23 protein-coding genes are annotated in these 20,086 nt (G+C 64.2%); 8 read left to right on the top strand and 15 right to left on the bottom strand.

The features are described from left to right. Positions 1-16: 16 nt before the first annotated feature. Positions 17-166 carry a hypothetical protein gene (locus tag VKR55_RS03855; protein WP_324399830.1) on the top strand — a complete coding sequence of 50 codons (150 nt, stop codon included), beginning with the start codon at positions 17-19 and terminating at the stop codon, positions 164-166. 341 nt (positions 167-507) lie between these two features. On the opposite strand, the gene VKR55_RS03850 is transcribed toward VKR55_RS03855, so the two are convergent. The 5 genes from VKR55_RS03850 to rpiB form a co-directional block, all read right to left on the bottom strand. Beyond that, positions 508-816: a hypothetical protein gene (locus VKR55_RS03850; RefSeq protein WP_324399828.1), complete on the bottom strand. Its 309-nt coding sequence runs from the start codon at positions 814-816 to the stop codon at positions 508-510. Between the two features lie 389 nt (positions 817-1,205). Further along, positions 1,206-1,817: a response regulator transcription factor gene (locus tag VKR55_RS03845; RefSeq protein WP_324399826.1), complete on the bottom strand. Its 612-nt coding sequence runs from the start codon at positions 1,815-1,817 to the stop codon at positions 1,206-1,208. A gap of 1,125 nt (positions 1,818-2,942) precedes the next feature. Next, the gene (locus VKR55_RS03840) at positions 2,943-4,112 is read right to left on the bottom strand and encodes an acyl-CoA dehydrogenase family protein (RefSeq protein WP_324399824.1); all 1,170 of its coding nucleotides are present in this window, start codon (positions 4,110-4,112) and stop codon (positions 2,943-2,945) included. Positions 4,113-4,822: 710 nt separating this feature from the next. Next, a complete protein-coding gene (locus VKR55_RS03835) occupies positions 4,823-5,743 on the bottom strand; it encodes a ribokinase (protein WP_324399822.1) in 921 nt (306 codons plus the stop codon). 21 nt (positions 5,744-5,764) lie between these two features. After that, positions 5,765-6,211 carry a ribose 5-phosphate isomerase B gene (gene rpiB / locus VKR55_RS03830; RefSeq protein WP_324399820.1) on the bottom strand — a complete coding sequence of 149 codons (447 nt, stop codon included), beginning with the start codon at positions 6,209-6,211 and terminating at the stop codon, positions 5,765-5,767. A gap of 193 nt (positions 6,212-6,404) precedes the next feature. On the opposite strand from rpiB, the gene VKR55_RS03825 reads away from it, so the two are divergent. Beyond that, positions 6,405-7,280: an SDR family NAD(P)-dependent oxidoreductase gene (locus VKR55_RS03825; protein WP_324399818.1), complete on the top strand. Its 876-nt coding sequence runs from the start codon at positions 6,405-6,407 to the stop codon at positions 7,278-7,280. Beyond that, positions 7,271-7,756 (top strand): MarR family winged helix-turn-helix transcriptional regulator, encoded by a 486-nt coding sequence (locus tag VKR55_RS03820; protein WP_324399816.1) that lies wholly within the window; start codon positions 7,271-7,273, stop codon positions 7,754-7,756. Before VKR55_RS03825 ends, VKR55_RS03820 begins: the two co-directional genes overlap by 10 nt. Before the next feature lie 136 nt (positions 7,757-7,892). Here VKR55_RS03820 and VKR55_RS03815 read toward each other — a convergent pair whose 3' ends face one another. Continuing rightward, the gene (locus VKR55_RS03815) at positions 7,893-8,396 is read right to left on the bottom strand and encodes a YkgB family protein (RefSeq protein WP_324399814.1); all 504 of its coding nucleotides are present in this window, start codon (positions 8,394-8,396) and stop codon (positions 7,893-7,895) included. A 40-nt stretch (positions 8,397-8,436) separates the two neighbouring features. Then, positions 8,437-8,967: a carboxymuconolactone decarboxylase family protein gene (locus VKR55_RS03810; protein ID WP_324399812.1), complete on the bottom strand. Its 531-nt coding sequence runs from the start codon at positions 8,965-8,967 to the stop codon at positions 8,437-8,439. A 132-nt stretch (positions 8,968-9,099) separates the two neighbouring features. On the opposite strand from VKR55_RS03810, the gene VKR55_RS03805 reads away from it, so the two are divergent. From VKR55_RS03805 to VKR55_RS03795, 3 genes are all read left to right on the top strand, one after another. Beyond that, on the top strand, positions 9,100-10,071 hold the full coding sequence (locus tag VKR55_RS03805; protein WP_324399810.1) for an AraC family transcriptional regulator: 972 nt from the start codon (positions 9,100-9,102) through the stop codon (positions 10,069-10,071). Between the two features lie 103 nt (positions 10,072-10,174). Beyond that, complete coding sequence (locus VKR55_RS03800; protein ID WP_324399808.1) at positions 10,175-10,849, top strand: response regulator transcription factor; 675 nt, start codon at positions 10,175-10,177, stop codon at positions 10,847-10,849. After that, positions 10,846-12,765 carry a sensor histidine kinase gene (locus VKR55_RS03795; RefSeq protein WP_324399806.1) on the top strand — a complete coding sequence of 640 codons (1,920 nt, stop codon included), beginning with the start codon at positions 10,846-10,848 and terminating at the stop codon, positions 12,763-12,765. Before VKR55_RS03800 ends, VKR55_RS03795 begins: the two co-directional genes overlap by 4 nt. A 20-nt stretch (positions 12,766-12,785) precedes the next feature. Here VKR55_RS03795 and VKR55_RS03790 read toward each other — a convergent pair whose 3' ends face one another. Genes VKR55_RS03790 through VKR55_RS03780 form a run of 3 tightly spaced genes read right to left on the bottom strand, consistent with a single transcriptional unit; the run spans position 12,786 to position 13,631 of the window. Beyond that, positions 12,786-13,076 carry a hypothetical protein gene (locus VKR55_RS03790; protein ID WP_324399804.1) on the bottom strand — a complete coding sequence of 97 codons (291 nt, stop codon included), beginning with the start codon at positions 13,074-13,076 and terminating at the stop codon, positions 12,786-12,788. Between the two features lie 49 nt (positions 13,077-13,125). Further along, positions 13,126-13,293, bottom strand: a complete 168-nt coding sequence (locus tag VKR55_RS03785) for a hypothetical protein (protein ID WP_324399802.1) — start codon at positions 13,291-13,293, stop codon at positions 13,126-13,128. 41 nt (positions 13,294-13,334) lie between these two features. Further along, on the bottom strand, positions 13,335-13,631 hold the full coding sequence (locus VKR55_RS03780; RefSeq protein WP_324399800.1) for a hypothetical protein: 297 nt from the start codon (positions 13,629-13,631) through the stop codon (positions 13,335-13,337). Between the two features lie 264 nt (positions 13,632-13,895). On the opposite strand from VKR55_RS03780, the gene VKR55_RS03775 reads away from it, so the two are divergent. Continuing rightward, positions 13,896-14,138, top strand: coding sequence for a hypothetical protein (locus VKR55_RS03775; protein ID WP_324399798.1), 243 nt, complete (start codon positions 13,896-13,898; stop codon positions 14,136-14,138). Between the two features lie 98 nt (positions 14,139-14,236). Here VKR55_RS03775 and VKR55_RS03770 read toward each other — a convergent pair whose 3' ends face one another. The 4 genes from VKR55_RS03770 to VKR55_RS03755 form a co-directional block, all read right to left on the bottom strand. Next, the gene (locus VKR55_RS03770; protein ID WP_324399796.1) at positions 14,237-14,989 is read right to left on the bottom strand and encodes a hypothetical protein; all 753 of its coding nucleotides are present in this window, start codon (positions 14,987-14,989) and stop codon (positions 14,237-14,239) included. Positions 14,990-15,133: 144 nt separating this feature from the next. Further along, the gene (locus VKR55_RS03765) at positions 15,134-15,895 is read right to left on the bottom strand and encodes a hypothetical protein (protein WP_324399794.1); all 762 of its coding nucleotides are present in this window, start codon (positions 15,893-15,895) and stop codon (positions 15,134-15,136) included. A gap of 125 nt (positions 15,896-16,020) precedes the next feature. Further along, on the bottom strand, positions 16,021-16,263 hold the full coding sequence (locus VKR55_RS03760; protein WP_324399792.1) for a hypothetical protein: 243 nt from the start codon (positions 16,261-16,263) through the stop codon (positions 16,021-16,023). Between the two features lie 88 nt (positions 16,264-16,351). Next, positions 16,352-17,341: an NAD(P)H-dependent flavin oxidoreductase gene (locus tag VKR55_RS03755; RefSeq protein ID WP_324399790.1), complete on the bottom strand. Its 990-nt coding sequence runs from the start codon at positions 17,339-17,341 to the stop codon at positions 16,352-16,354. 173 nt (positions 17,342-17,514) lie between these two features. Here VKR55_RS03755 and VKR55_RS03750 point away from each other — a divergent pair, with 173 nt between their 5' ends. After that, on the top strand, positions 17,515-19,077 hold the full coding sequence (locus VKR55_RS03750; protein ID WP_324399788.1) for an AMP-binding protein: 1,563 nt from the start codon (positions 17,515-17,517) through the stop codon (positions 19,075-19,077). Positions 19,078-19,294: 217 nt separating this feature from the next. On the opposite strand, the gene VKR55_RS03745 is transcribed toward VKR55_RS03750, so the two are convergent. Beyond that, on the bottom strand, positions 19,295-20,068 hold the full coding sequence (locus VKR55_RS03745) for a thioesterase family protein (protein WP_324399786.1): 774 nt from the start codon (positions 20,066-20,068) through the stop codon (positions 19,295-19,297). Positions 20,069-20,086: the final 18 nt, after the last annotated feature.

The following is a 20,086-nucleotide window of genomic DNA, read 5'->3' as shown; positions in this document are numbered from 1 at the left end:
CCCGGTGGCGGACGCCATGGGCGATGTAGTTGCCGGCAATGTTGAGAATGCGGCCGTCATCGAGGACGCCGCGAACGCGATGGCGCCGCGAACCTCACGCACCGCGTTGGCGGCCTTCAGCTTGTCACACGTATTTGGCCAGATCGCCGACCTCGTCCCGCATTGACTGCTCGGTGATGCACTTGCCCTTTAGCACCCTTGACCAATCGGCGGACTAATTCCGTCACATCCTGAGAACCGCCCGGAGATCGATACTCCTCCGTCGCATGAACGCTGTTCTCAACCCAAAAATCGATATACTCGCGCGCTTTGCTGACCATTCCGGCCCACTTCGAACGGATTTATAGCCTTCAAAAGCGGGATACCTCGCCATGACGGCAACGGGACCTTATTGCGCCCGTTCATTCATCGGGGGGCTCGGCGCACGGCAGTGCTGATGTAAACAACCTCTCTCAGCGCTTAACTCCATTCGTTGCTCGCCCAAATAGCCCTACACCGTACCCTGGTTTAGCCGGTGAATATCAAGGGCAAGCTTGTTTTTCTTTTCGGCGGAGGCCAGGAACGAAGGCTTCTACCGTCCATTGGCCCGGCATACTCATGAAAGGAAATCCGATGAGCAACGCGAACCAGAATAACCAGGACCAACAGAACCAGCAGGGCAACAAGCCAGGTCAGCAGGGCGGCGGCGATCAAAAGCCAGGCCAGCAGCATCAGCAGCCCGGCCAAGGTGGCCAGCAGAAGCCTGACCAGCGCTAATTTGGCTAAACGCGTCGGTTCACACCGGGGCGTTTTTTGAATGATCGGAAGGCCGCTCATGGGAGCGGCCTTTTTTGCTATAACGGCACGCCTCGACCGGCCACGGCAGAGCACGCCCAGACATCCGCCTGCCGCCGCAAATCGTCAGACAACCTTCGGAGTTCGACGCCTTCCACCGCGCATTCGTCAGCGGCTTCGCCGTCGTACAACTCGTTGCAACAGCTCCATCCAAATCAGCAAGCCCGCCCGCGGCACTCAAATCCCCATAGCACCTGCCGCACCGCCTTACGTTCCTTACGCGCGGTTTCCTCCCTTGGAGGCTTTCGGACGCCGCCCCCGCCGTGCGTGGCACGACCTTCATGGGGCCGCATCCGAAACCCTTCACAACGGGCGGATATGCAGGTGCAGACCTTGAAGCCATCAACGGGTGAACAGCCGGAGTGGCCTATCTACATAAGAACGCCAATCCGCTCGGCAACGGACACAAGTTCCGCTAAGCATTGGACCTGCATCTTCTCCATGAGCCTGTGGCGATGAGCCTTAATGGTGCGTTCGGTACAGCCTAATGCGCGAGCGGCGTGCTTGTTGGTTGCACCGCGAATGACAAAGTTGAAGACCTGCCGCTCGCGCGGCGTCAGTGCTGCGAGATGGGTGCGAACGATGTCCAGCATCGTCTTCTGGCGATACTTCGAGGTATGAAGTGCAATGGCCTGTTCAATCGCCCGAAGAAGCTCTTCCGACGATATGGGCTTGGTCAGAAAATTCACTGCACCCGCCTTAATGGTTCGCACAGTAGTCGGAATGTCGGGATAACCAGACAGGAATATGATAGGCAACGTCGAACCGAGTTCGCTCAAGCGCCGTTGGAGTTGTGGCCCACTCATTCCCGGTATCCGCACGTCGAGGAGGATGCAGCCGAGGACGCTATCGCTGGGCAAGCGGTCCAACAGATGCTCAGCCGAAGCGTAGGTCGCGACCCCGTAACCGGCTTTCGTCAAACGACGTTCCACCGCTCTCCGGAAGGACACATCGTCATCGACAATATGCACGAAACCCGGCATGGCTCCCTCCCTGCCGTTTCTAAAACGGGCGCGGTCAAGGCCAGTACTCGGCCTCAATCGACCCAAAAGAGTTCGCCACACTGACAATGGAATACACGAACCAACTTGCCTTTGCGGCTATCGAGTATGGGTTGAGCGAGGCAAAAGGCGGCGCAGACCGGACAGCGGCGCTGCGTATCTTGGATCCGTAGGCCCGGTGACTGTTCTTTATTATCCGTCACTTTGCCGCTCCTCATCCCCAAGACAACATACGGTGCGGCAGTCGGCTGTTCAAAATTGCTCACCTTTCAAACTAGCTCCAAAAGCTTTCCTGAATTGGCCAAGGTGCCCCAGAGGGCAGACATTCGCGGTGCTCGTTGGCATGTCTCAGCCGTGCCATGTGTGGACGACCGCATTGGCAAGGACTTTCTTGACGTCGCAGGCTGGTCGGTGTTGCCATGTGTTCGGGCCTTTAGGCCGCCTTCAGGTCGGGCGGCAAGACATCCTGCCATTCCCACACGATGTCCCGGAATGATGTCTCGATATAAGCGCGGTCGTCGTCGGGACCGGCCCTGCGCTTATAGTGCGCTTCGAAGCTCGCATGCCATCTCTCAAGAAGCTCTACCGACTCGATTGGATGTAGCCGAAGATCTCCCGCGGCCACTCGGCCGGAAGCTGACTGAATCAGGCGCGTGCAAGTCTGCCGTATTCTTCCTGACACCAAGCCGCGGCAATCCTTGTCGGCAAGAAGCGTTCGGCAAGGTCGGAAGCGGCTTCCGGAACCCGCGAGAGCGTCTGAAGCGCGATCCAGCGGAACATCCGGGGAGCGTAGGCGCCAAGGATTTCAAGGACGCGGCGGCTCACAGGGAATTGACGAGAATAGCTCCCAATCTCGCAAGCTCAGCCCGAAGCGGATTCGAACCGAAATTGTGAAACATTGGCTTGGTATTGCTGATGGTATTCTCGGTTTTCGCTAACAACAAAGTTGTGGTTTATCAGTTGCTTGGTGATATTCTTCGACGCCGGCCAGGACCACGCTTCGCCCTTCGGGCTACGCGTGGCGCAGCCACGCATGACCGAAAGGCGAAGCGTGTCCGGCGTAGCTTGAGCGAAGCGAAAGCGAAGACGGACTGGCGCAGCCACGCTTCACCTTCCCACCATGTCGTAGCCGAACAGATCATCCGGACCGTCGGCGGCCATGATGTGCTTGCCGATCAGGTCGCGCAGGGTTTCCGACGTGCCGCCGCCGAGCGTGCCGTAGCGCGCGCCGCGATAGAGGCGGTTGACGGCATATTCCTCGGTGAAGCCGAAGCCGCCATGCATCTGCAGCGCGTCATTGGTCACGCGCAGGGCCATCTCGTTGCAGAACACCTTGGCGACCGCGGCCATGAAGGGATCTGGAAACGGATCGGCGGTTGCGCAGGCACGATAAAGGATGCTGCGTCCGGTCTCGATGTCCTTGTACATGTCGGCGAGCTTCCAGCGGTTGCCCTGGAAATCGCCGATCGGCTTGCCAAACACCTCGCGATCCCGAGCGTATTTCACGGCCTCGGCGAATGCTCCCTCGGCGAGCCCCAGCGAGATGCTCGGATTGAGGCAGCGCTGGGTGTTGAAGGCGGTGAGCAGCTTGCGAAAGCCGTCCTCGCGGATGACGAGGTTCTCCAGCGGCAGCTCGCAATTGTTGAACTGGATTTCGTGCAGGTTCTCGCCGCCCATGGTGTGATAGGTGCCGGTCACCTCGAAGCCCGGCGTGTCGGGCTCGACCAGGACGCAACCGATGCCTTCGCGGCCGGGCTTGCGATCGATGCGGCTGAAGATGACGAACATCCCGGCTTCCTTCGCCCGGCTGATCAGCGTCTTCACGCCATTGAGCACGATGCGATCGCCCCTGACGTCGGCATTGGTGCGATAGTTCGCGACATCGGTGCCGGCGTGGGGCTCGGTCATGCCGATGGCGAGGATGCACTCGCCGCTCACGACCTTGGGCAGGATGCGCTCGCGGATCGATTTCGGCGCATAGGTCGCAATCACGCGCGTCTGCACGCCGGCTTCTCCCAGCGTCGCCATCGCCGTGACATAACAGCCCTTGGCGATCTCCTCGAGCAGGAGCGCCGTATCGAAGATCGAAAGACCGAGGCCGCCATACTCTTCCGGCACTGACATGCCGAGCACGCCGATCTCGGCGAGCTTCTTCATGTTGGCCCACGGAAAGCTGCCGTTCATGTATTTGGCCGCGTTCGGTTTGAACTCGTTCTCGACGAGCTCCCGCACGCTTGCGACCATGCTGCGCTGCTGTTCCGTCAGGCTGAAATCCACGTGCGTCGCCTTCCCTTGTTGTTCTTCTTGCGCGTTTGAGGGTAGCACCGTCATTGCGAGGAGCGAAGCGACGAAGCAATCCAGGCCACCTCTGCGGAGAAAGTCTGGATTGCTTCGCTTCGCTCGCAATGACGAGCTTCAGCATTCCAGATGACAAGCCTCGACGTTCCCGCGGCGCGATTCGTCCGGGTTTTGCGACATCATCGTCCCTCGGTCGATACGAGGGCGCAGGGAGCACCGGATGCACCAGTCGCACCCGCGGCTCGCATGCAAAAAAGAACGCCACAGGTACGCCGGAACACCGGCACTCCCTGCGCAATGGTTTACGGCTTATACGTGATCTCCCCGGTGTCCGGGCTTTTTAGCCACCGTCGCCTGTCAATCATCATGACAGGCTTGACCCCAGCGTCGGGAGGCCAGGACCACACGATTTCGCCGTCCGCTTCGGCATCATTCGTCTTCTGATGCCGCCGCGTCCATCGCATCCCGCCTCCCACGTCCGTGACGATCGCGAAGCGCCCCTCTGGTGGAAGCAGGACGGCGCGGAAGCTAGACCTGATTCCATCTTCCGATAAAGCGAAATATTTTTCGCTTCAGGGCTTGACACGATTTCGGAAAATCAGGGGCGTCGGGCAAATCAGGCGACGATCGCACCCGAACTCAAGCGCGGCATGGGCTTCGGCGCGAGCGCTGGCCGGATCGCGACGTGCTTACGCACGCAGCGCCCTGATCTCGCCCCTCGCCGGCATCCCGTCCTGCGCGCCCAGCTTCAGGCATTTCAGCGCCGCCGCCTCACAGCCGACTTCAAGTGCCTTCTTCAGCGACGCCTTTTCGCCGAGGATGCAGGCGAACGCGCCCACGAACGTGTCGCCGGCGCCGGTGGTATCGACGGGGGTAATCTTCAACGACGGCGCGTGAACACGCACGCCGTCGGCTGCGAAGGCGAAGGCGCCTTGTGCGCCGGCGGTAACGACGCAGGTGAGTTGGCCCGCCTTCGCCAGCTCTGCGGCGGCGGTTTCGAAATCGGCCGGCTTTGTGCCGAGCGCGGACGCTGCATCGAGTGCCTCGTGCTCGTTGGTGATGAGATAATCCGTTGCCTGCAGTAGATCGCGGACCATCGCCCCGCTCATCTTCTCCGGCACTGGCGCCAGATTCCAGACCACCTTGCCCGAGGCTGCCCTGGTCCGGCGCGCCATCGCCAGCGCCTCCGCGAACGGCACCTCCATCTGCAGCACCAGGATGGTATCCGGTGTGACGAACGCGTCGGGCACATCGGCCGCGCGCGCGGCCATGTTGGCGCCGCTTGCAACCGTGATCGCATTCTCGCCGCTCGCATCGACCGTGATGAAAGCGCAGCCGGTCGGCTCGTCGGCGCGGACGATCAGGCCGGTCGCGACGCCGCTCTCCGCAAGATTCCTGATCGCGGCATCGCCAAAACCTTCGCGGCCGACCCGTCCCGCCATCGCCACCTTCCCCGCACCGGAAATGCGCGCGGCGGCGACGGCCTGGTTGGCGCCCTTGCCCCCGAAATGGGTCTCATAGGATGGCGCGAGCACGGTTCGCCCGGGGCCGGGAATGACCGGCACGCGGGCGACCAGGTCGATGTTGAGGGAACCGAAGACGAGGATCATTGCCGGCAACAGTAGCAGACTTCAGCCGTCGCGATCCATGAGGTGGAGCTTTTCGACACGGCGGCGGAAATCCTCGTCGGTGGAGAATTCGGCCGCGAGGTACGAGGTGATCAGATCCCTGGCGAGCCAGGGACCGACGATCTGGGCGCCGATGCACATGACGTTCACGTCGTCATGCTCCACGCTCTGATGCGCCGAATGAACGTCGTGACAGACCGCGGCGCGGATGCCCTTCATCTTGTTGGCGGCGATCGAGGCGCCGACCCCGGTGCCGCACACCAAAAGGCCGCGGGCGGCCTCGCCGGAGGTCACCTTTCGGGCGACGGCACGCGCAATATCCGGAAAGTCCACCGGCTTGTCGTCATGGGAGCCGACGTCGATGACCTCGTGGCCGAGGCTGCGGACGTGGTCGATCACGGTCTGCTTGAGCGACCAGCCGGCGTGGTCGGATCCGATGACGAGACGCATTCGATCTCCTCTTCCTGCATTCGTGGCGTAGCCGCCATCTCCGGAACTCGAAGACGCCGCCATTCGGCGTGGCGTTCTTGATGTTCTCTCCGATCATCGCCCGTCAAGGCCGGTAAGGAAACAGCAGGGCGAAAGGTCGTTTTCTCGAATCGCACCCCTTGACTCATATCAATATGTTGATAACAATAAAACCATGAACAAAGTAGCATTGATCACAGGCGCGACGCGCAACCTCGGCTTCTCCCTGGCGCAGGGGCTCGCCCGTCGCCTCGATCCCACCGACACGGTGTACCTGACCGGGCGCGATGGCGAACGCGTCGCGCAGTCGCTGAAAAACATCGCCGGCGCGAAGGCCGAGATCCGCGGCGAAGTGCTGGATGTTTCCATGCGCGAGGCGATCGAGCGTTTCGCGGGCGATCTCGCCGATCGTCACGGCGGCATCGATATCGTGTTCTCCAACCACTACACGCGAGTGCAGCCGGAGGATAATCCGGCTGACGTCATCGACTATTATGTCGAGGCCAACAACCTCGGCACCACCAACATGCTGCGCAGCTTCGCGCCGCTCTTGCGCGACGGCGGCCGGCTCCTCGTGGTGGCGAGTCGCGCCGGCAGCCTGCGCGCGCTGGCCCCGGCGCTGCATCCGCGCTTTGCGAATCTCACATCGCTCGACGATGTCGACCACGCCGTCTGCCGCTGGCGCGATGCGGTGCGCTCAGGCCGCGCGCCGGGACAGGCCTGGCCGGCCTGGATCAACATCCCCTCCAAGATCGGACAGGTCGCGGCGGTGCGGGTGCTGGCGGCGCAGCGCCGCGCGCAGGATCTTTCGCGGGGCATCCTGATCGCGTCGATCTCGCCGGGACTGATCGACACCGGCGCCTCGCGGCCGTGGCTCGATCTTTCGGGCGCACCACAGCCCGACGAGGTCGCAGGCCCCCTCATCGACTTTGCCCTCGATCCTGATTTCGATGAGGCGCATTACGGCGAGCTTGTCCATGTCGGACGCGAGGAGCCGGGTGCGAGCTTCGGACACGTGATCCGCACCGGCTCGATCGTGCCATGGCAGTGAAGACAAGGCACAGGCCGCCACCCACGCGGCGCGACGCGCCACAGATGACGGCGGACGAGGAGTTGCGGCTCGGCATGCTGGTCAAGCGCGCCGAGCAGGCGATGGTGCGCGCCAAGAGCAACGCGCTTAAATTCGTAGGGCTAACGCCGGCGCAATATGTGGCGCTACACGAGCTCGACGTGCAGCCGGGGATCACCGCGGCGACGCTGGCGCGGGCCTGCCTCGTCTCGCCGCAAGCCATGATGATCCTGCTGAAATCGATGGAGCAGCAGGGCCTGATCACGCGCTCGTTTCATCCGCGCCACCCCAACGTGCTCGAGCTCCACATGAGCGACGCCGGCCGCGAGGCGCTCGTCACCGCGCGCGAGCGCATCGTGCCGATGGAAGCGCGGGTGTTCGATGCGTTCTCAGCAAAAGAGCTTTCCGTCTTCCGCGAATATCTGATGCGTTTTGCCGAGGCGTTCGAGAAGGGGTAGCGCGGACGAGATTCGGTGAACTGGAGCGGCATCTGAAAGTCACCTCTCCCCGCCAAGGAGAGGTGAACCAAAAGCCACCGGCAAGCGGTTGGCTCGCCGGCGGCGGTGGTCCGCTTTCCTGGAGCGGTGGCAAGGATCATCGCTGCAGAACGCGAACCACATCCTGCTTGAGCAGATAGAGCGAGACCGCGAGCAGCACGACATCCTTCATCAGGAACGGCACGTTGCCGGTCATGGCCGGAAAGCCGGCCACGGGGTCCCAGCCATCAGGCATGAAGGGGATGATCGTGACCGTTGCGATGAAGGTTGCGGTCGAGCCGGCGGCGCCGAGGATGCCGAGCCGCTTGTCCGAGAAGCCCGCGAGCAAGAGCGCGCCGAAAGTCCACTCCGAGACGCCGAGGAACCAGCTTGCGCCCTGGTGGCCGAAGACGGGATAGAGCCAGAAGATCAGCGGGCCGTTGCTGATATAGGGCACCAGCCGCTCCGCCTCGTAGGACCACCACTTCTGGTAACCGAAGAAGAAAAACAGGATCACCATCGCTGCGCGGACGAGGTGGTAATCGAGATCGCTCGTGAGCAGGCCGGATTTCTCCAGGAAGCCGATGAGCGGATTGCGTGCTGTGTTGATGAGCGTGTTCATTGTGCTTGCTCCTTGCCTGAACCTCGACGAAGGCGGCCGGTTACGCGACCGCAGGGAAGTCGAGCGTGGTGTCGTTGATGCGGTTGAAGACGTTGGTGAAGGTGATGGTCGCGAACGCGAGGCTGATGTCGACCAGCTGCGCATCGCTGTAGCCGGCGGCCTTGATCGCTGCGAACTCGCCGTCGGTGACAGTGCCGCTGGTTTGAGCGAGCGTGCGGACAAAATGGATCAAGGCGTCGCGCCTGGCATCACCTGTTGGCTTGCCCTCGCGGATGTTCTTGAGCTCCTCGGGCTTCAGACCCGAAAGCTTGCCGAGCAGACTGTGCGCGGCCACGCAGTAGTCACAGCCGACGACGTCACTGACCACGAGCTTGATGGTTTCCTGATCGCGCTTGGACAGCGAGCCCTTGGCGAGCGCATTGTCGGCGAGCAGCATCGCCTTGAGCGCTTCAGGACCATGGGCGCCGATCCCTGCAAAGGTGTTCGGCACATTGCCGATCGCTTTCTTGATCTGGGCATAGACCTCGGCGGTGGCGCCGGTCGCGAAATGGGGGACGGGAAGACGGGACATGGTGACACTCCTCGTGTTGGGGTGAGCAACGATTGCGGAGTGAACCTAGGCGCCCGAAATGAGATGTTGAATGTCAAGGTGTCTCGATTATATGCTCAATCGTCTCAACAATTCATCCGACGTGCGCTTCCCATGGATTGGCTCAGCCGCCTCTTCGAGATGATGCCGGTGCGCGGCCGGCTCGACCTGCGCTGTCTCTATGGCGCGCCGTGGCGCATCGATCAGGGGCCGAGCGAAGCCAATGAAATTCCCTACCACGCGGTGATCGGCGGCTCGGCGATGCTAGAGGATCCCGCCGGTAGCCGGCCGTCCGAGTTGAAGGTCGGCGACATCCTGCTGCTTCCCGGCAATCCCAGGCATGTGATGCATGACGGCGGTGGCCGGCGGCCGCGCGCGGCGCAGAATCGCGCGATGCAGAATCTCGTGATCAGCGAGAACGCCGGCGGCGGCGAGCGCCTCGACCTGCTATGCGGTCATTTCGTCGTCGCGCCGCCGCACGACCGGTTCTTGCGCAACTATCTGCCGCCGCGGCTTATTGTGCATGCCGGCGCGCAGGATGGCGGCAACGAACGGAGCGGTACGGCTGCAGAACTTTCCGCGCTCGTTGCACTGATGCGCAGCGAAACGGAGGCCGATCGTCTCGGCGGCCGCGCCATGCTGAACGCGTTGTCGAGCGCGATGTTCGCGCTGGTGCTGCGACTCGCAAGCCGGGACAAGGAGGCGCCGAAAGGATTGCTTGCGCTCGCGGGCCATCCACGGCTGGCGCCGGCGCTCGCGGCGTTGTTCAACGAACCGGCGCGGGCGTGGTCGCTACCGGAGCTGGCAAAGCTCTGCAACATGTCGCGCGCGACGCTGGCGCGCCAGTTTCAGGACAAGCTTGGCCGATCACCCGGTGATCTCCTGACCGACATCCGCATGGCGCTCGCCGCCAACGAATTGAAGAAGCCGTCGATATCGACCGGTGCCGTCGCCGAAACCGTGGGCTATCAATCCGAGGCCGCGTTCCAGCGTGCCTTCAAGAGCCACATGGGCGTGACGCCGGCGCGGTGGCGAAAGATGCAGGCAGCGGGAGGCGCTGATCGCGTTGCGGCGCGTGGGTCGTAAGGTCGCGATCGAGCCGCCCCCCATAAACATGGGGATAGCAAATTGCCGCATCTCGCTTAAGCTATCCGTGCACGGAGCGAATTGGCGCACGGGACCCACTGCAATGACTTCGCCGAACGAGATACCAGCGCAGGAGATCACGATCCTGCTCGTCGAGGACGATCCGCCAACGCTATGGCGGCTGCGGGACGCGCTGGTGAAGGCCGGCTTCGATGTCGCGGCGGCCGCCACGCTTGCCGAGGCGCGGACCTCGCTTGCGGCTCGCGTGCCGCGCGTGCTGCTCACCGATCTGCAGCTCCCCGACGGCCACGGCGTGGAGCTGATCCGCGAGACGAGGGCGCGCCATCCCGCAACCGAGATCATGGTGATCTCGGCGCTCGGCGACGAGGAGACGGTGATCTCGGCCATCACGGTCGGCGCCACCGGCTATATCCTGAAAGACGCGTTTCCCTCCGACATCGCCGCGACGGTGCGCGACCTCGTCGCCGGCCACTCGCCGATCTCGGCCTCGATCGCGCGCTTCATCGTGCGACGGACGCAAGCCAATGTCGAGCCGCCGCCGGGGCCGGAGCTCAATACTGCAAAGCTGACGCCGCGCGAGATCGATATTCTCTGGGGCATCGCCAAGGGATTCAGCTATGCCGAGATCGCCGATCATCTCGGCATGTCGAAGCAGACCGTGCCCGGCCACATCAAGAGCATCTACCGCAAGCTCGAGGTGCACACCCGCGGCGAAGCCGTGTTCGAGGCCGTGCAGCAGGGCCTGATCAAGCTGTGACCGAGGGCGCGGCCAGGCCGTCCGTCCCGGCAACGCGCGTCTTGCGCGCGCGCAACACCGGCACCCGTCTTGCTCAATACAGTCTGCTGCAGGCCGCGATCGCGGCGCTCCTGATCTTTCTGCTGCAGCAAAGGCTGCCCGAGCCGCCGGCGACGACGCGGGTCACCTCGTTCAGCCTGACCGATCGCGGCGCGACGCGAGCGGTCACCCCGCCCGCCTTCGTGCCGTCCCGCAGCTCGATGAAGGAGCCAGCGATCTTCACCGGCCGCTTTAGCTGGAGCACGCGCGAGAAGGGTCGCACCTGGTCGGTCTATCTGCCGCGCTTCACCAATGGCGTCGCCGTCGACGTCAATGGCGTCGAGATCCTCGACAGCCGGCGCGATCCCTCCGCCAACCGTCCCGATCGCGCCACGCCCGAAATCGCAATCATTCCCGCCTCGCTGCTCCGCGACGGTGAGAACGCGCTCGTCATCCACCTCTTCGTCTGGGTCCCGATCTCGGGCTTCCTCGACAAGGTCTATGTCGGCCCCGACGAGGAGTTGCGCCGCGATTACGAGCAGCGCACGTTGTGGTTCGTCACGCTCCCGACCGTGTTCGCGGCCTGGCAGGGCATCCTGGCGGTGATCCTCACCGTGATGTGGACGATGCGGCGCGGCGAAGCCGCCTATGGCGCGCTCGCCGCGGCGATGGCGCTGGGCGCGATCCAGGCGTTCCTGTCGTCTACGATCGACCAGCCCGCCCATCCCGAGCTCAACGCCGCGCTGCTCGCGTCCGCGCCGCTCGAAAGCGGCTTCGTGCTCACCTTCGGCATTCTGTTCTTCGGCCGCAAATGGCCGCGCCTGCTCGGCCCCCTGATCTTCGTGCCCGGCGTGATCCTGGTTCTGATCGGCGTGTTTGGCGATCCATTCACGCTCCGGAAATCCTTTCTCATCATCGGCATGCCGGCGCTTGTCGTGCACCTGGTGCTGCTCGGGTCGATCGTGGCGTGGTCGGAGATGCGGCGTCCCGACGTGCCGGGCCTGCTGCTTGGCTGCGGGGTCACGATCGTGCTGACCTCGCTGGTGCATGACATCGTTGAGGTCGCAGGCTTCATTCCCGACGATCGCGTGTTCTTCACGCGCCTGTCCTATTCCGCCATGCTGGTCGCGATTGGCGCGGGTCTCACCTGGCGCTTTGCGCGGGCGCTCAATCGCGTCGACGGCTTTGCCGCGCATCTTGCGATCCAGCTTCGCGAGGCCGAGGAGAAATTGAAGGCGAGCTTTGCCCGCGAGCAGGAGCGCGAGCGCGCCGCCGCCCTCGCACGCGAGCGCACGCGGCTGATGCGCGACCTGCACGACGGGCTCGGCGGGCAGCTCGTCTCGATCGTGGCGCTGAGCGAGCGCAACACGGATAGCGCCGGCATCGGTGATGCCGCCCGCGCCGCGCTGAAGGATCTCCGCCTCGTCATCGATTCCATGGACGACATCGGCGGCGACCTGATGCTGGCGCTGGCCTCGTGGCGCGATCGCGCCGCGGCGCAACTCCGCCCGCATGACATCGCGCTCGACTGGCGCGCGGCGCCGCCCGGCCTTCCCGTCTATCCTGAGCTTCGGCCCTGGCACGTCATCCAGATCATCCGCATCCTGGACGAGGCCGTTACCAATGCGGTGAAGCATGCCGCCGCCCGGCGCATCAGCGTGAGGATCGAAACGGTCGGAGAGGCCGATGGCGAGCATGGCTGCATCACCGTCGCCGATGACGGCAAGGGATTTGCGACGGATGGCGAAAAGCGACGGGCCTCGCGCGGACTTTCCAACATGAAAAACCGCGCCGCAAGATGCGGCGCGGCGCTCGAGCTTTCCTCCGGCGATGGCGGCACCACGGTGAGGCTGCAATTGCCCCGCCGCTTTCCTGAGGGCGACGCCGCCGCCGGCTGAATTTTTCATTTTCTTATTCGTTAGCGCCGCACGCGGGTGTAGCCGACGTGCCGCACGCCGTAGGGCGTGACGCGGGTGTAGCCGACATGGCGCACGGTGGCTGCCGGTGCCACGACAGGCGCGCGGTAGATCGGCGCCACGGGCCGCACCACAGGGGCGACGACAGCCGGTGTCGTGCGAACGACGCAGCCCTGCGGCACGCCCGCGGTCTTGCAGTAGACAGCCGCGGCATTGGCCGGCGCGGCAGCGAGCGCAGCGGTCGAGAGCACAGCAAAGGCAATTGCGGCGCCAATAAAACGAGACTTCGACATGGGACTTCTCCTGTTCAAGCATCTGGCGGTCTTGCGATGCATCGGATGATCACCGCAGCCGTTGTGCGGCGATACATGCGCCCGAACAGTCGTCGGCAAAATCCCACGAACATGGGGTGTGCGCTTTGTCGCATTCATCACGCTCGAAAGGATGCGAGCTGATCCATTCATGCGTCATCCCTGCTCCAAAAACGCCGAACGCGGTGGCGATCATCATCGCCACCGCGTTCGAAGTGATCCGCCGATGTTGTCAGCGCGTTAGCGCCACACGCGGGTGTACCCGACGTGCCGCACGCCATAGGGCGTGATGCGGGTGTAGCCGGCATGCGCCACCGCAACCGGAGCCGCCGGCGCGATGGCGGCGGTGCGGACGACGGCCGTGGTCGCAACCGGCGCCGGCGCGACGACGACCGGGGCCTTGGCGACGATGCAGCCCTGCGGCACACCGGCGGTCTTGCAGATCACGGCGGCATTGGCCGGCGCGGTCGCAAACGAAACGGCGGCGAGAGTGGCAAGAGCGATCGCGCCGCTCACGAAATGAGATGTCTTGGTCATGGTCCTTCTCCTGTTTGAAGCGTTTGGCGGTCTTGCGTTGGGCCGGTTGGCCACTGCAGCCGTCGCGGGGAGACACATGGACCCGATCGGCGAAGCGCAATATCCCATGGACATGGGGGATTCCGGCGCAAGCGAAATAACGTCGTTATTTCAATAGCTTTCACAAAGCACCATGAACATGGGATCGACCGTGCGTGGCTTTTCGACGAGGTTCGCGGCGCTTTCGAACGTCCAACACAACCCACATCGAAAAAAGGTGCTCCCATGACCAAGTCGACCACGTTGAAATCCGCCGCTCTCGCCCTTGCCCTCATGATCGCGGGCATCGCGCAAGCTTCCGCACAAAACGGCCCGACAATGCAGGAGAAGATGGCCTGCCGCGCCGACGCCGCAAGCTTCTGCTCGCAGTTCGTCGGCAAGCCGGACCAGATGCGGGCCTGCCTCGCGCAGAACAAGGCCAAGCTCTCCACGCCCTGCCGTCAGGTCGTGGAGGCGCATGGCGGCTGATCGCACGATCGCTTCGCCGCCTCCGCAAAAAAGCGACCTCCCTTGAACAGGGAGGTCGCTTTGGTTTCGAGATACCCTCGATCGTCGATCAGAAAGACTCAATCCTGCGGGCCGAACAGATTGAAGCCCGGAAGCCCGAACGGCATCGGCTGGCCAAAACCGCGGGAAGCGGAATCGTCGCGATCCGCGCGCCGCACGATGACCTCCCGCGATCCGCTATCGCGCCATCCGCTTCTGTCGTCGTGCCATCCTCGATTGTCACCCCATCGCCCGTTGTCGTTCCAGCCCTGATCGTCGCTGTTGCGCTGATCCTGATCATGCTGCTGCTGACGCCGGGCCATCCATTGTTGCCGGCGCTCGGCGCGGCGCTTGTCGTCCGCCCGCTTCAGATCCGCGTCGTGCGCCTTGGCATAGGCATCATAGGGTGAGGATGGTTGCGGCTGGCCGTCCGCAGGCTTCGCCGCCGTATTCGTCGATCCCGCCGTCCCGGCGGACTGCGCCGGCGCGGGCGGCTGTGAGGCCTGTGGCGCGGGGTGGCTCGCCTGGGTTCGGCTCGCCTGGCCTTGCGGCGGCGCAGGATTGGGCGCGGTCGGCGCGACCGCATCCGTTGCGCCGGATGCGGCCAGCGAGGCAGCGATGTACGGCAGCGGAGCCTGGGCTTCTTGCGGCTGGTCAACCTGGTTCGACGGAGGAAGAGGCTGCGATGACATGCGCTGCTCGAGCCGGGTTGCCTGGTGCTTTACCGGATGCGGACTCATGATGTTGCCCATCACGAGGCCACCGCCGACACCGACGGCGATCGCAGCCACGACGGTTCCTGCCCCCGCAAAAAACGCGATTGAAGCACGCATGGTCCTGCTCCTCCTTCGAGAGCAGGCGGGCAACGTCCGGCGTCAAGCGATGTTCCGTGTGCGCGGGCGGAACCCGCGTTCACGAAAAAGCGGGTCTACGATACAAATGAATGAGAGAGCAACGTCTGGGCTGCGCGCCCCGCGTCAAATCTGCTCGGCGACCTTCTCCAGCCCGATGAGGCGGGCGAGCTTGCGCACCTCCTCCTTCTGGTCGTCGCGGAGCTGGAACAGAAGCGGCATCGCCGCCGATTTGAGCTGTTGTACTTCCGCGCAGTCGGGATCGAGCTGGGCGGCTTTGGCGTGCGGATTGGAGAGCCGCTCGGCGTTGATCTTGCGGGCGACCGCGCGCAGCGCGGTTTCGACGCCCGGCCAGTAATATTCCTGATCCGATGAAAGTCTCAGCCGCTGCTTGATGCCGGCGATCTGGCCGTCGCTCAGGAGCGTGTAGGATTTTTGCGGCGCCAGCTTGGCTGCAACCTTCGGCTTGGCCGGCGGCACCGTCGCCGACGGCAGCGCGTCCGCTTGCGGCTCGGGCGACAGCGCAGCCACTTGCGGCTCCGGCGGTAGTGCACCGGTTTGTGGCGCGGGCGGCGCCACCTTTTGCAGGGCCGCGACCGCCTTCGCCGCTTCGACGTCGGCGGCGGAGGCATAGGCCTGGCGCAACACCTCGGTCGCGGACGGGGTCGCGGAAGTCGCCGGCTTCTCGGGCTGCTCGAACGATGCCTGCGCGAGGCTCATCACCGAGAGGCGGTCCTGCTTGGCCTCGCGGTTGGCGACCGGGTTCTTGACGACCGGCGCGGGTTCGGCCGGCGGCGCGATCATGCTTGCCTGCGAGAGAATGCTGGTGACGGCTGCACCCACCACCAGGAAACAGGTCAGCGCGATGATGGTGACCGCCTTCGACAAACCAAACTCCTCAAGGGTGGCCGTTGAGGCCCTTTGCCCCAAGACTGGGGGTTAAATAAGGCTTAACCGCGCTTTCCCCGCGGCATTGCCGCGTTTCCGCATAAACCTCTGAAAAACGACAGCAATCAGGCGGCTAATTCGTAGGCGTCCTGGATATCGGCGACGATGTCGGAAGCCTCGAACAGGGCGCGCGGCTCAATCGACCGTAGATTGACTGTCCAGTTGGCGCCGCGCTTGGTGCGCGGAGTCGAGACGACGTCGAACTGCACCCTGCGGCAAAGCGGATGACGCTCCAGCGCGTGGGCCACGCGGGCGGCGAGCTCATCGAGCGTGGCGGGTGTCTTGGCGAAAAGCATCTCAAAATCCATCGCGCATCCCCCTGCGAATCCCAATCGATGCGGCCCTGGAGAGGCCGGCTTTCCGAGGGATTGTTGGGGCGCGATGGTTAACGCCGCGTTAAACGAAAGGCTGCGCCCTTGCCGGGGGATCGTCGCGCGCGTCAATGTGAGCGCCGCGGTACTCGGCCATGGTGCGGGCGACGAGTTCCGCCACGGCAGGCACGTCGGTGACGCCGGATGTCGAATGCCCGGCGCTCCAGATATCGCGCCAGCGTTTCGGCCGCGCTTCGCGCGCGGCGATGTCGATGTCGCTGGCGATATCGATCGCGCCGCGCGCCGGCAGGTTGTCGGGATCGAGGCCGGCGGCGACGATCGAGGGCTTCAGCATGTTGGTCTGCAGCCCCGTAAAGGCCGTGGTCAGGAGCACGTCGTCGGCGCTGCTTTGAACCAGCATCGCCTTGTAGCGCGCATCCGCCATGCTCTCGCGCGTGGCGATGAATTTGGTGCCCATATAGGCGAGATCGCAGCCAAGCACCTCGGCGGCGCGCAGCGCCTGGCCGTCGCTGATGCCGCCCGCAAGCACGATGGGGCCGGCGAAGAATGTCCGCACCGCGCGCACGAAGGCAAACGGATTGAGCCAGCCGGTCTGCCCGCCCGCGCCCGCCGTGAGCAGGACGAGGCCGTCGGCGCCCGCCTCGATCGCGCGTTCGGCATGGCGAATGCTCGCGACATCGGCGAGCACGACCGCGCCGGCCTCATGCAGCGGCTTGAGCACCGGCGCGGGCGAGCCGACCGAGGTGATGACGAGCTCGCATTGATGCCGCAGCAGCACCTTCAGGTCTTCGGCGAGCCGCGCGTTGGAGCGATGCACAATCAGGTTCGGGCACACCGGCGCGGCATTCTGGTCGCGCAAGCGGCTTTTGATCTCGCTGAGCCAATGGTCGAGCTCGTCCGACGAACGGCAGTTCACGGTCGGAAAGGCGCCGATCACGCCGTTCAAGCAGGCGGCGGCCACAAGCTCGACGCCGGAGACCAGAAACATCGGTGCAGCGACGAGCGGCAGGCGAAGACGGTCGCGAAAGCGCGAAAGCGGATCGGCGGTTTGCAACGGCGTTGGTCCTTGCTAACGTTGTTGACGAAGATTGGCACGAGAGAGGCCGAAGACAAAACGTCGTCGTCATTCCGGGATGGTCCGAAGGACCAGACCCGGAATCTCGAGATTCCGGGTTCGATGCTGCGTATCGCCCCGGAATGACGACGGAGATGGGAGGATCCGACCACATGAGCAATCCGCTCTACGGGTTTCCGCCGGCTTGCGAGCAGACGCTGCGGGCGCTGGCGCGCTATCCACAGCGGACGGCTTTTGCGTGGCCGGGCGGATCGCTGTCGTATCAGGGCGCGACCGACCTGATCGGCCGCTTGCAGGCGGTGTTCATGCGGCTCGGCCTGAAAGCCGGCACGCGCGTCGCCTTCCTCACCGCCAACCGCGCCGAGAGCTGGTGCGCCGGCGTCGCCGCCCAGCTTTCGCAGCTCGCGCTCACCTTCCTGCATCCGCTGGGCTCACTCGACGACCAGCTCTTCCAGCTCGACGATTCCGAAGCAGAGATGCTGGTGGTCGATACATCCGCGTTCCGCGACCGCGGCGGCGACCTCGCGACGCGGGCGCAGGGCGTCAAGACAGTGTTCACGATGGGACCCGCAAGCTACGGCACCGATCTGCTCGCCGTAGTCGAGCGAGAAGGCAGCGTCAGCCCGCGTTGCCTCGTCTGCCCCGACGACCTCGCCACGCTGAACTACACCGGCGGCACCACCGGAAAATCCAAGGGCGCGCTGCGCACTCACCGCGAATATGGCGGCTTCGCCAACGCGATCCTTGCCGATTTCGAGATACCTGAAGGCGCGCGCTATCTCACGGTCGCGCCCATCAGCCATGTTGCCGGCACCAAGGTGCTGCCGACGCTGATGCGCGGCGGCACCGTGCATATGCTGAAGGGATTCGATCCCGACGCCGTGCTGCAGACGATCGCGCACGAAAGGATCAATTTCACGCTGTTCGTGCCGACCATGATCTACGTGCTGCTCGACCACCCCGCGCTTCCCAAGACCGATCTCTCTTCGCTCGAGCTCGTCCTCTATGGCGCTTCCGCCATGTCGCCATCGCGCCTCGCCGAAGGCATCGAGCGCATCGGGCCGGTATTCTCGCAACTCTACGGTCAGACCGAATGCTATCCGGTCTCGGTGCTGCGCAAGGCGGATCACGATCCGAAGACGCCGGAGCTGTTCCTGTCCTGCGGCTTCCCGATCGCGGCCTGCCAGGTGAAAATCCTCGACGACAACGACCAGGAGGTCGCAACCGGCGAGGCGGGCGAAATCTGCGTGCGCGCGCCCCATGCGATGGCCGAATACTGGAAGCGGCCGGACATCACCGCGGAAACCCTGAAGAACGGCTGGCTCCATACCGGCGATATCGCGCGCAAGGACGAGCGCGGCTACATGTTCATCCTCGACCGCAAGAAGGACATGATCGTCTCCGGCGGCTTCAACATTTTTCCACGTGAGGTCGAGGACGTGCTGACACAGCACGCCGATGTTGCGATGTGCGCGGTGGTCGGCATCCCCGACCACAAATGGGGCGAGGCCGTCACCGCGGTCGTGGTCGCGCGCGAGGGTGCAAAGCCTGATGCGGACGAACTCATCAACCTCGTGAAGGCGCGCAAGGGCTCGGCGCATGCGCCGAAGCAGATCCAGTTCGTGAAGGAACTGCCGATGACCGGCGTCGGCAAGGTCGACAAGAAGGTGCTACGCGCGCGCTTCTGGGCGGGGCGCGAGCGGATGGTGGGGTAGCGCCATCGCGTTCCCAGGTGCGATGCAGCGGGACGCGCCGCTGAACCGGACGCCAGAGACCCGTATTCGCCCGGAATCCACAAAATGCGGAATTTTGCCCATACTCGCGCACGCGAGCGGGGGAATTTCATTCCGTATAAATTATTTCCGGCAAGGCCGCTGAATATCACCACTTCAGCGGCCTTTTGCCTGGGCCGTCGCGATCCTGCTGCTCTCTCTATCGCTTCTCGATCACAAGGCTCTGCACAGCGCGGCCGAAATAACCGTGTTGATCGGCGAGTCGCGCCATGGCGAGCCCCGCGCCATCGGGGCTAATCCAGCTTTCCGCATCGAGCAGGATCCATTCGCCGATCGGCTCGCGCGCCATGCTGACGGTGAGGTCGGCATTGAGGAAGATCCAGTGGCGGAAGTCGAGCGCCGCCCCGGTGCCGTTGCAGAAGTCCGCCGCGACCACCGCGCGCACCGCCTGCGACACCTTTTCGCCTTCGACTAGCGGACGCACCACGCGATACCAGATGGCCCCGGGCCCGGGCACGCCGAATTTTCCGCGCGCGGCACGGAGTTGCATGCCGGTGACGAACGGGCTGTTCGAGAATTGTGCGGGGTCCTCCACCGACTCGTCCGGCGAAGGCAGCTCGACCTTCGGGCCGGAGATATCCGGCGGCAGCGCCTCGCGCTTGTGCCTCACCTTGAGCACGGTCGCGGCCACCACCAGCACGCCGTCGGCGCGCAGGCGGATCGCGCAAAGCTGGATCTTGCGGCCCTCGCGCAGGATCTCGCTCTCGATCGTCAGCGGCTTCAGCGGCACCGGCCGCATCAAGTCGATCGTGACGCGCGCAATCCGCATCGGCACCGCGGTCGGGATCGCCTCCGCGAGCCAGACCACGAGGGAGGCCGGCGCGGAGCCGTGCTGCATGGTCGGATCCCAGGGACCGGCGGCCAGAGGACTGACACTGACGCGATCGCCGTCGACGCGAAAAATGGCTTCCATCAACTCAAATCGATCGCG

This window comes from Bradyrhizobium sp. (assembly GCF_035309285.1).
In the GTDB taxonomy this organism is placed as follows: Bacteria; Pseudomonadota; Alphaproteobacteria; order Rhizobiales; family Xanthobacteraceae; genus Bradyrhizobium.
Note: the sequence above shows the minus strand (reverse complement) of the source record. Positions and strands in the feature narration are given on the sequence as shown.

Coding starts and splice junctions, on each gene's coding strand:
- VKR55_RS03855 (WP_324399830.1), top strand. CDS start 17: ATGGGCGATGTAGTTGCCGGCAATGTTGAGAATGCGGCCGTCATCGAG.
- VKR55_RS03850 (WP_324399828.1), bottom strand. CDS start 816: ATGAGCGGCCTTCCGATCATTCAAAAAACGCCCCGGTGTGAACCGACG.
- VKR55_RS03845 (WP_324399826.1), bottom strand. CDS start 1,817: ATGCCGGGTTTCGTGCATATTGTCGATGACGATGTGTCCTTCCGGAGA.
- VKR55_RS03835 (WP_324399822.1), bottom strand. CDS start 5,743: ATGATCCTCGTCTTCGGTTCCCTCAACATCGACCTGGTCGCCCGCGTG.
- rpiB (WP_324399820.1), bottom strand. CDS start 6,211: ATGCGTCTCGTCATCGGATCCGACCACGCCGGCTGGTCGCTCAAGCAG.
- VKR55_RS03825 (WP_324399818.1), top strand. CDS start 6,405: ATGAACAAAGTAGCATTGATCACAGGCGCGACGCGCAACCTCGGCTTC.
- VKR55_RS03820 (WP_324399816.1), top strand. CDS start 7,271: ATGGCAGTGAAGACAAGGCACAGGCCGCCACCCACGCGGCGCGACGCG.
- VKR55_RS03815 (WP_324399814.1), bottom strand. CDS start 8,396: ATGAACACGCTCATCAACACAGCACGCAATCCGCTCATCGGCTTCCTG.
- VKR55_RS03810 (WP_324399812.1), bottom strand. CDS start 8,967: ATGTCCCGTCTTCCCGTCCCCCATTTCGCGACCGGCGCCACCGCCGAG.
- VKR55_RS03805 (WP_324399810.1), top strand. CDS start 9,100: ATGGATTGGCTCAGCCGCCTCTTCGAGATGATGCCGGTGCGCGGCCGG.
- VKR55_RS03800 (WP_324399808.1), top strand. CDS start 10,175: ATGACTTCGCCGAACGAGATACCAGCGCAGGAGATCACGATCCTGCTC.
- VKR55_RS03790 (WP_324399804.1), bottom strand. CDS start 13,076: ATGTCGAAGTCTCGTTTTATTGGCGCCGCAATTGCCTTTGCTGTGCTC.
- VKR55_RS03785 (WP_324399802.1), bottom strand. CDS start 13,293: ATGATGATCGCCACCGCGTTCGGCGTTTTTGGAGCAGGGATGACGCAT.
- VKR55_RS03780 (WP_324399800.1), bottom strand. CDS start 13,631: ATGACCAAGACATCTCATTTCGTGAGCGGCGCGATCGCTCTTGCCACT.
- VKR55_RS03775 (WP_324399798.1), top strand. CDS start 13,896: ATGACCAAGTCGACCACGTTGAAATCCGCCGCTCTCGCCCTTGCCCTC.
- VKR55_RS03770 (WP_324399796.1), bottom strand. CDS start 14,989: ATGCGTGCTTCAATCGCGTTTTTTGCGGGGGCAGGAACCGTCGTGGCT.
- VKR55_RS03760 (WP_324399792.1), bottom strand. CDS start 16,263: ATGGATTTTGAGATGCTTTTCGCCAAGACACCCGCCACGCTCGATGAG.
- VKR55_RS03750 (WP_324399788.1), top strand. CDS start 17,515: ATGAGCAATCCGCTCTACGGGTTTCCGCCGGCTTGCGAGCAGACGCTG.
- VKR55_RS03745 (WP_324399786.1), bottom strand. CDS start 20,068: ATGGAAGCCATTTTTCGCGTCGACGGCGATCGCGTCAGTGTCAGTCCT.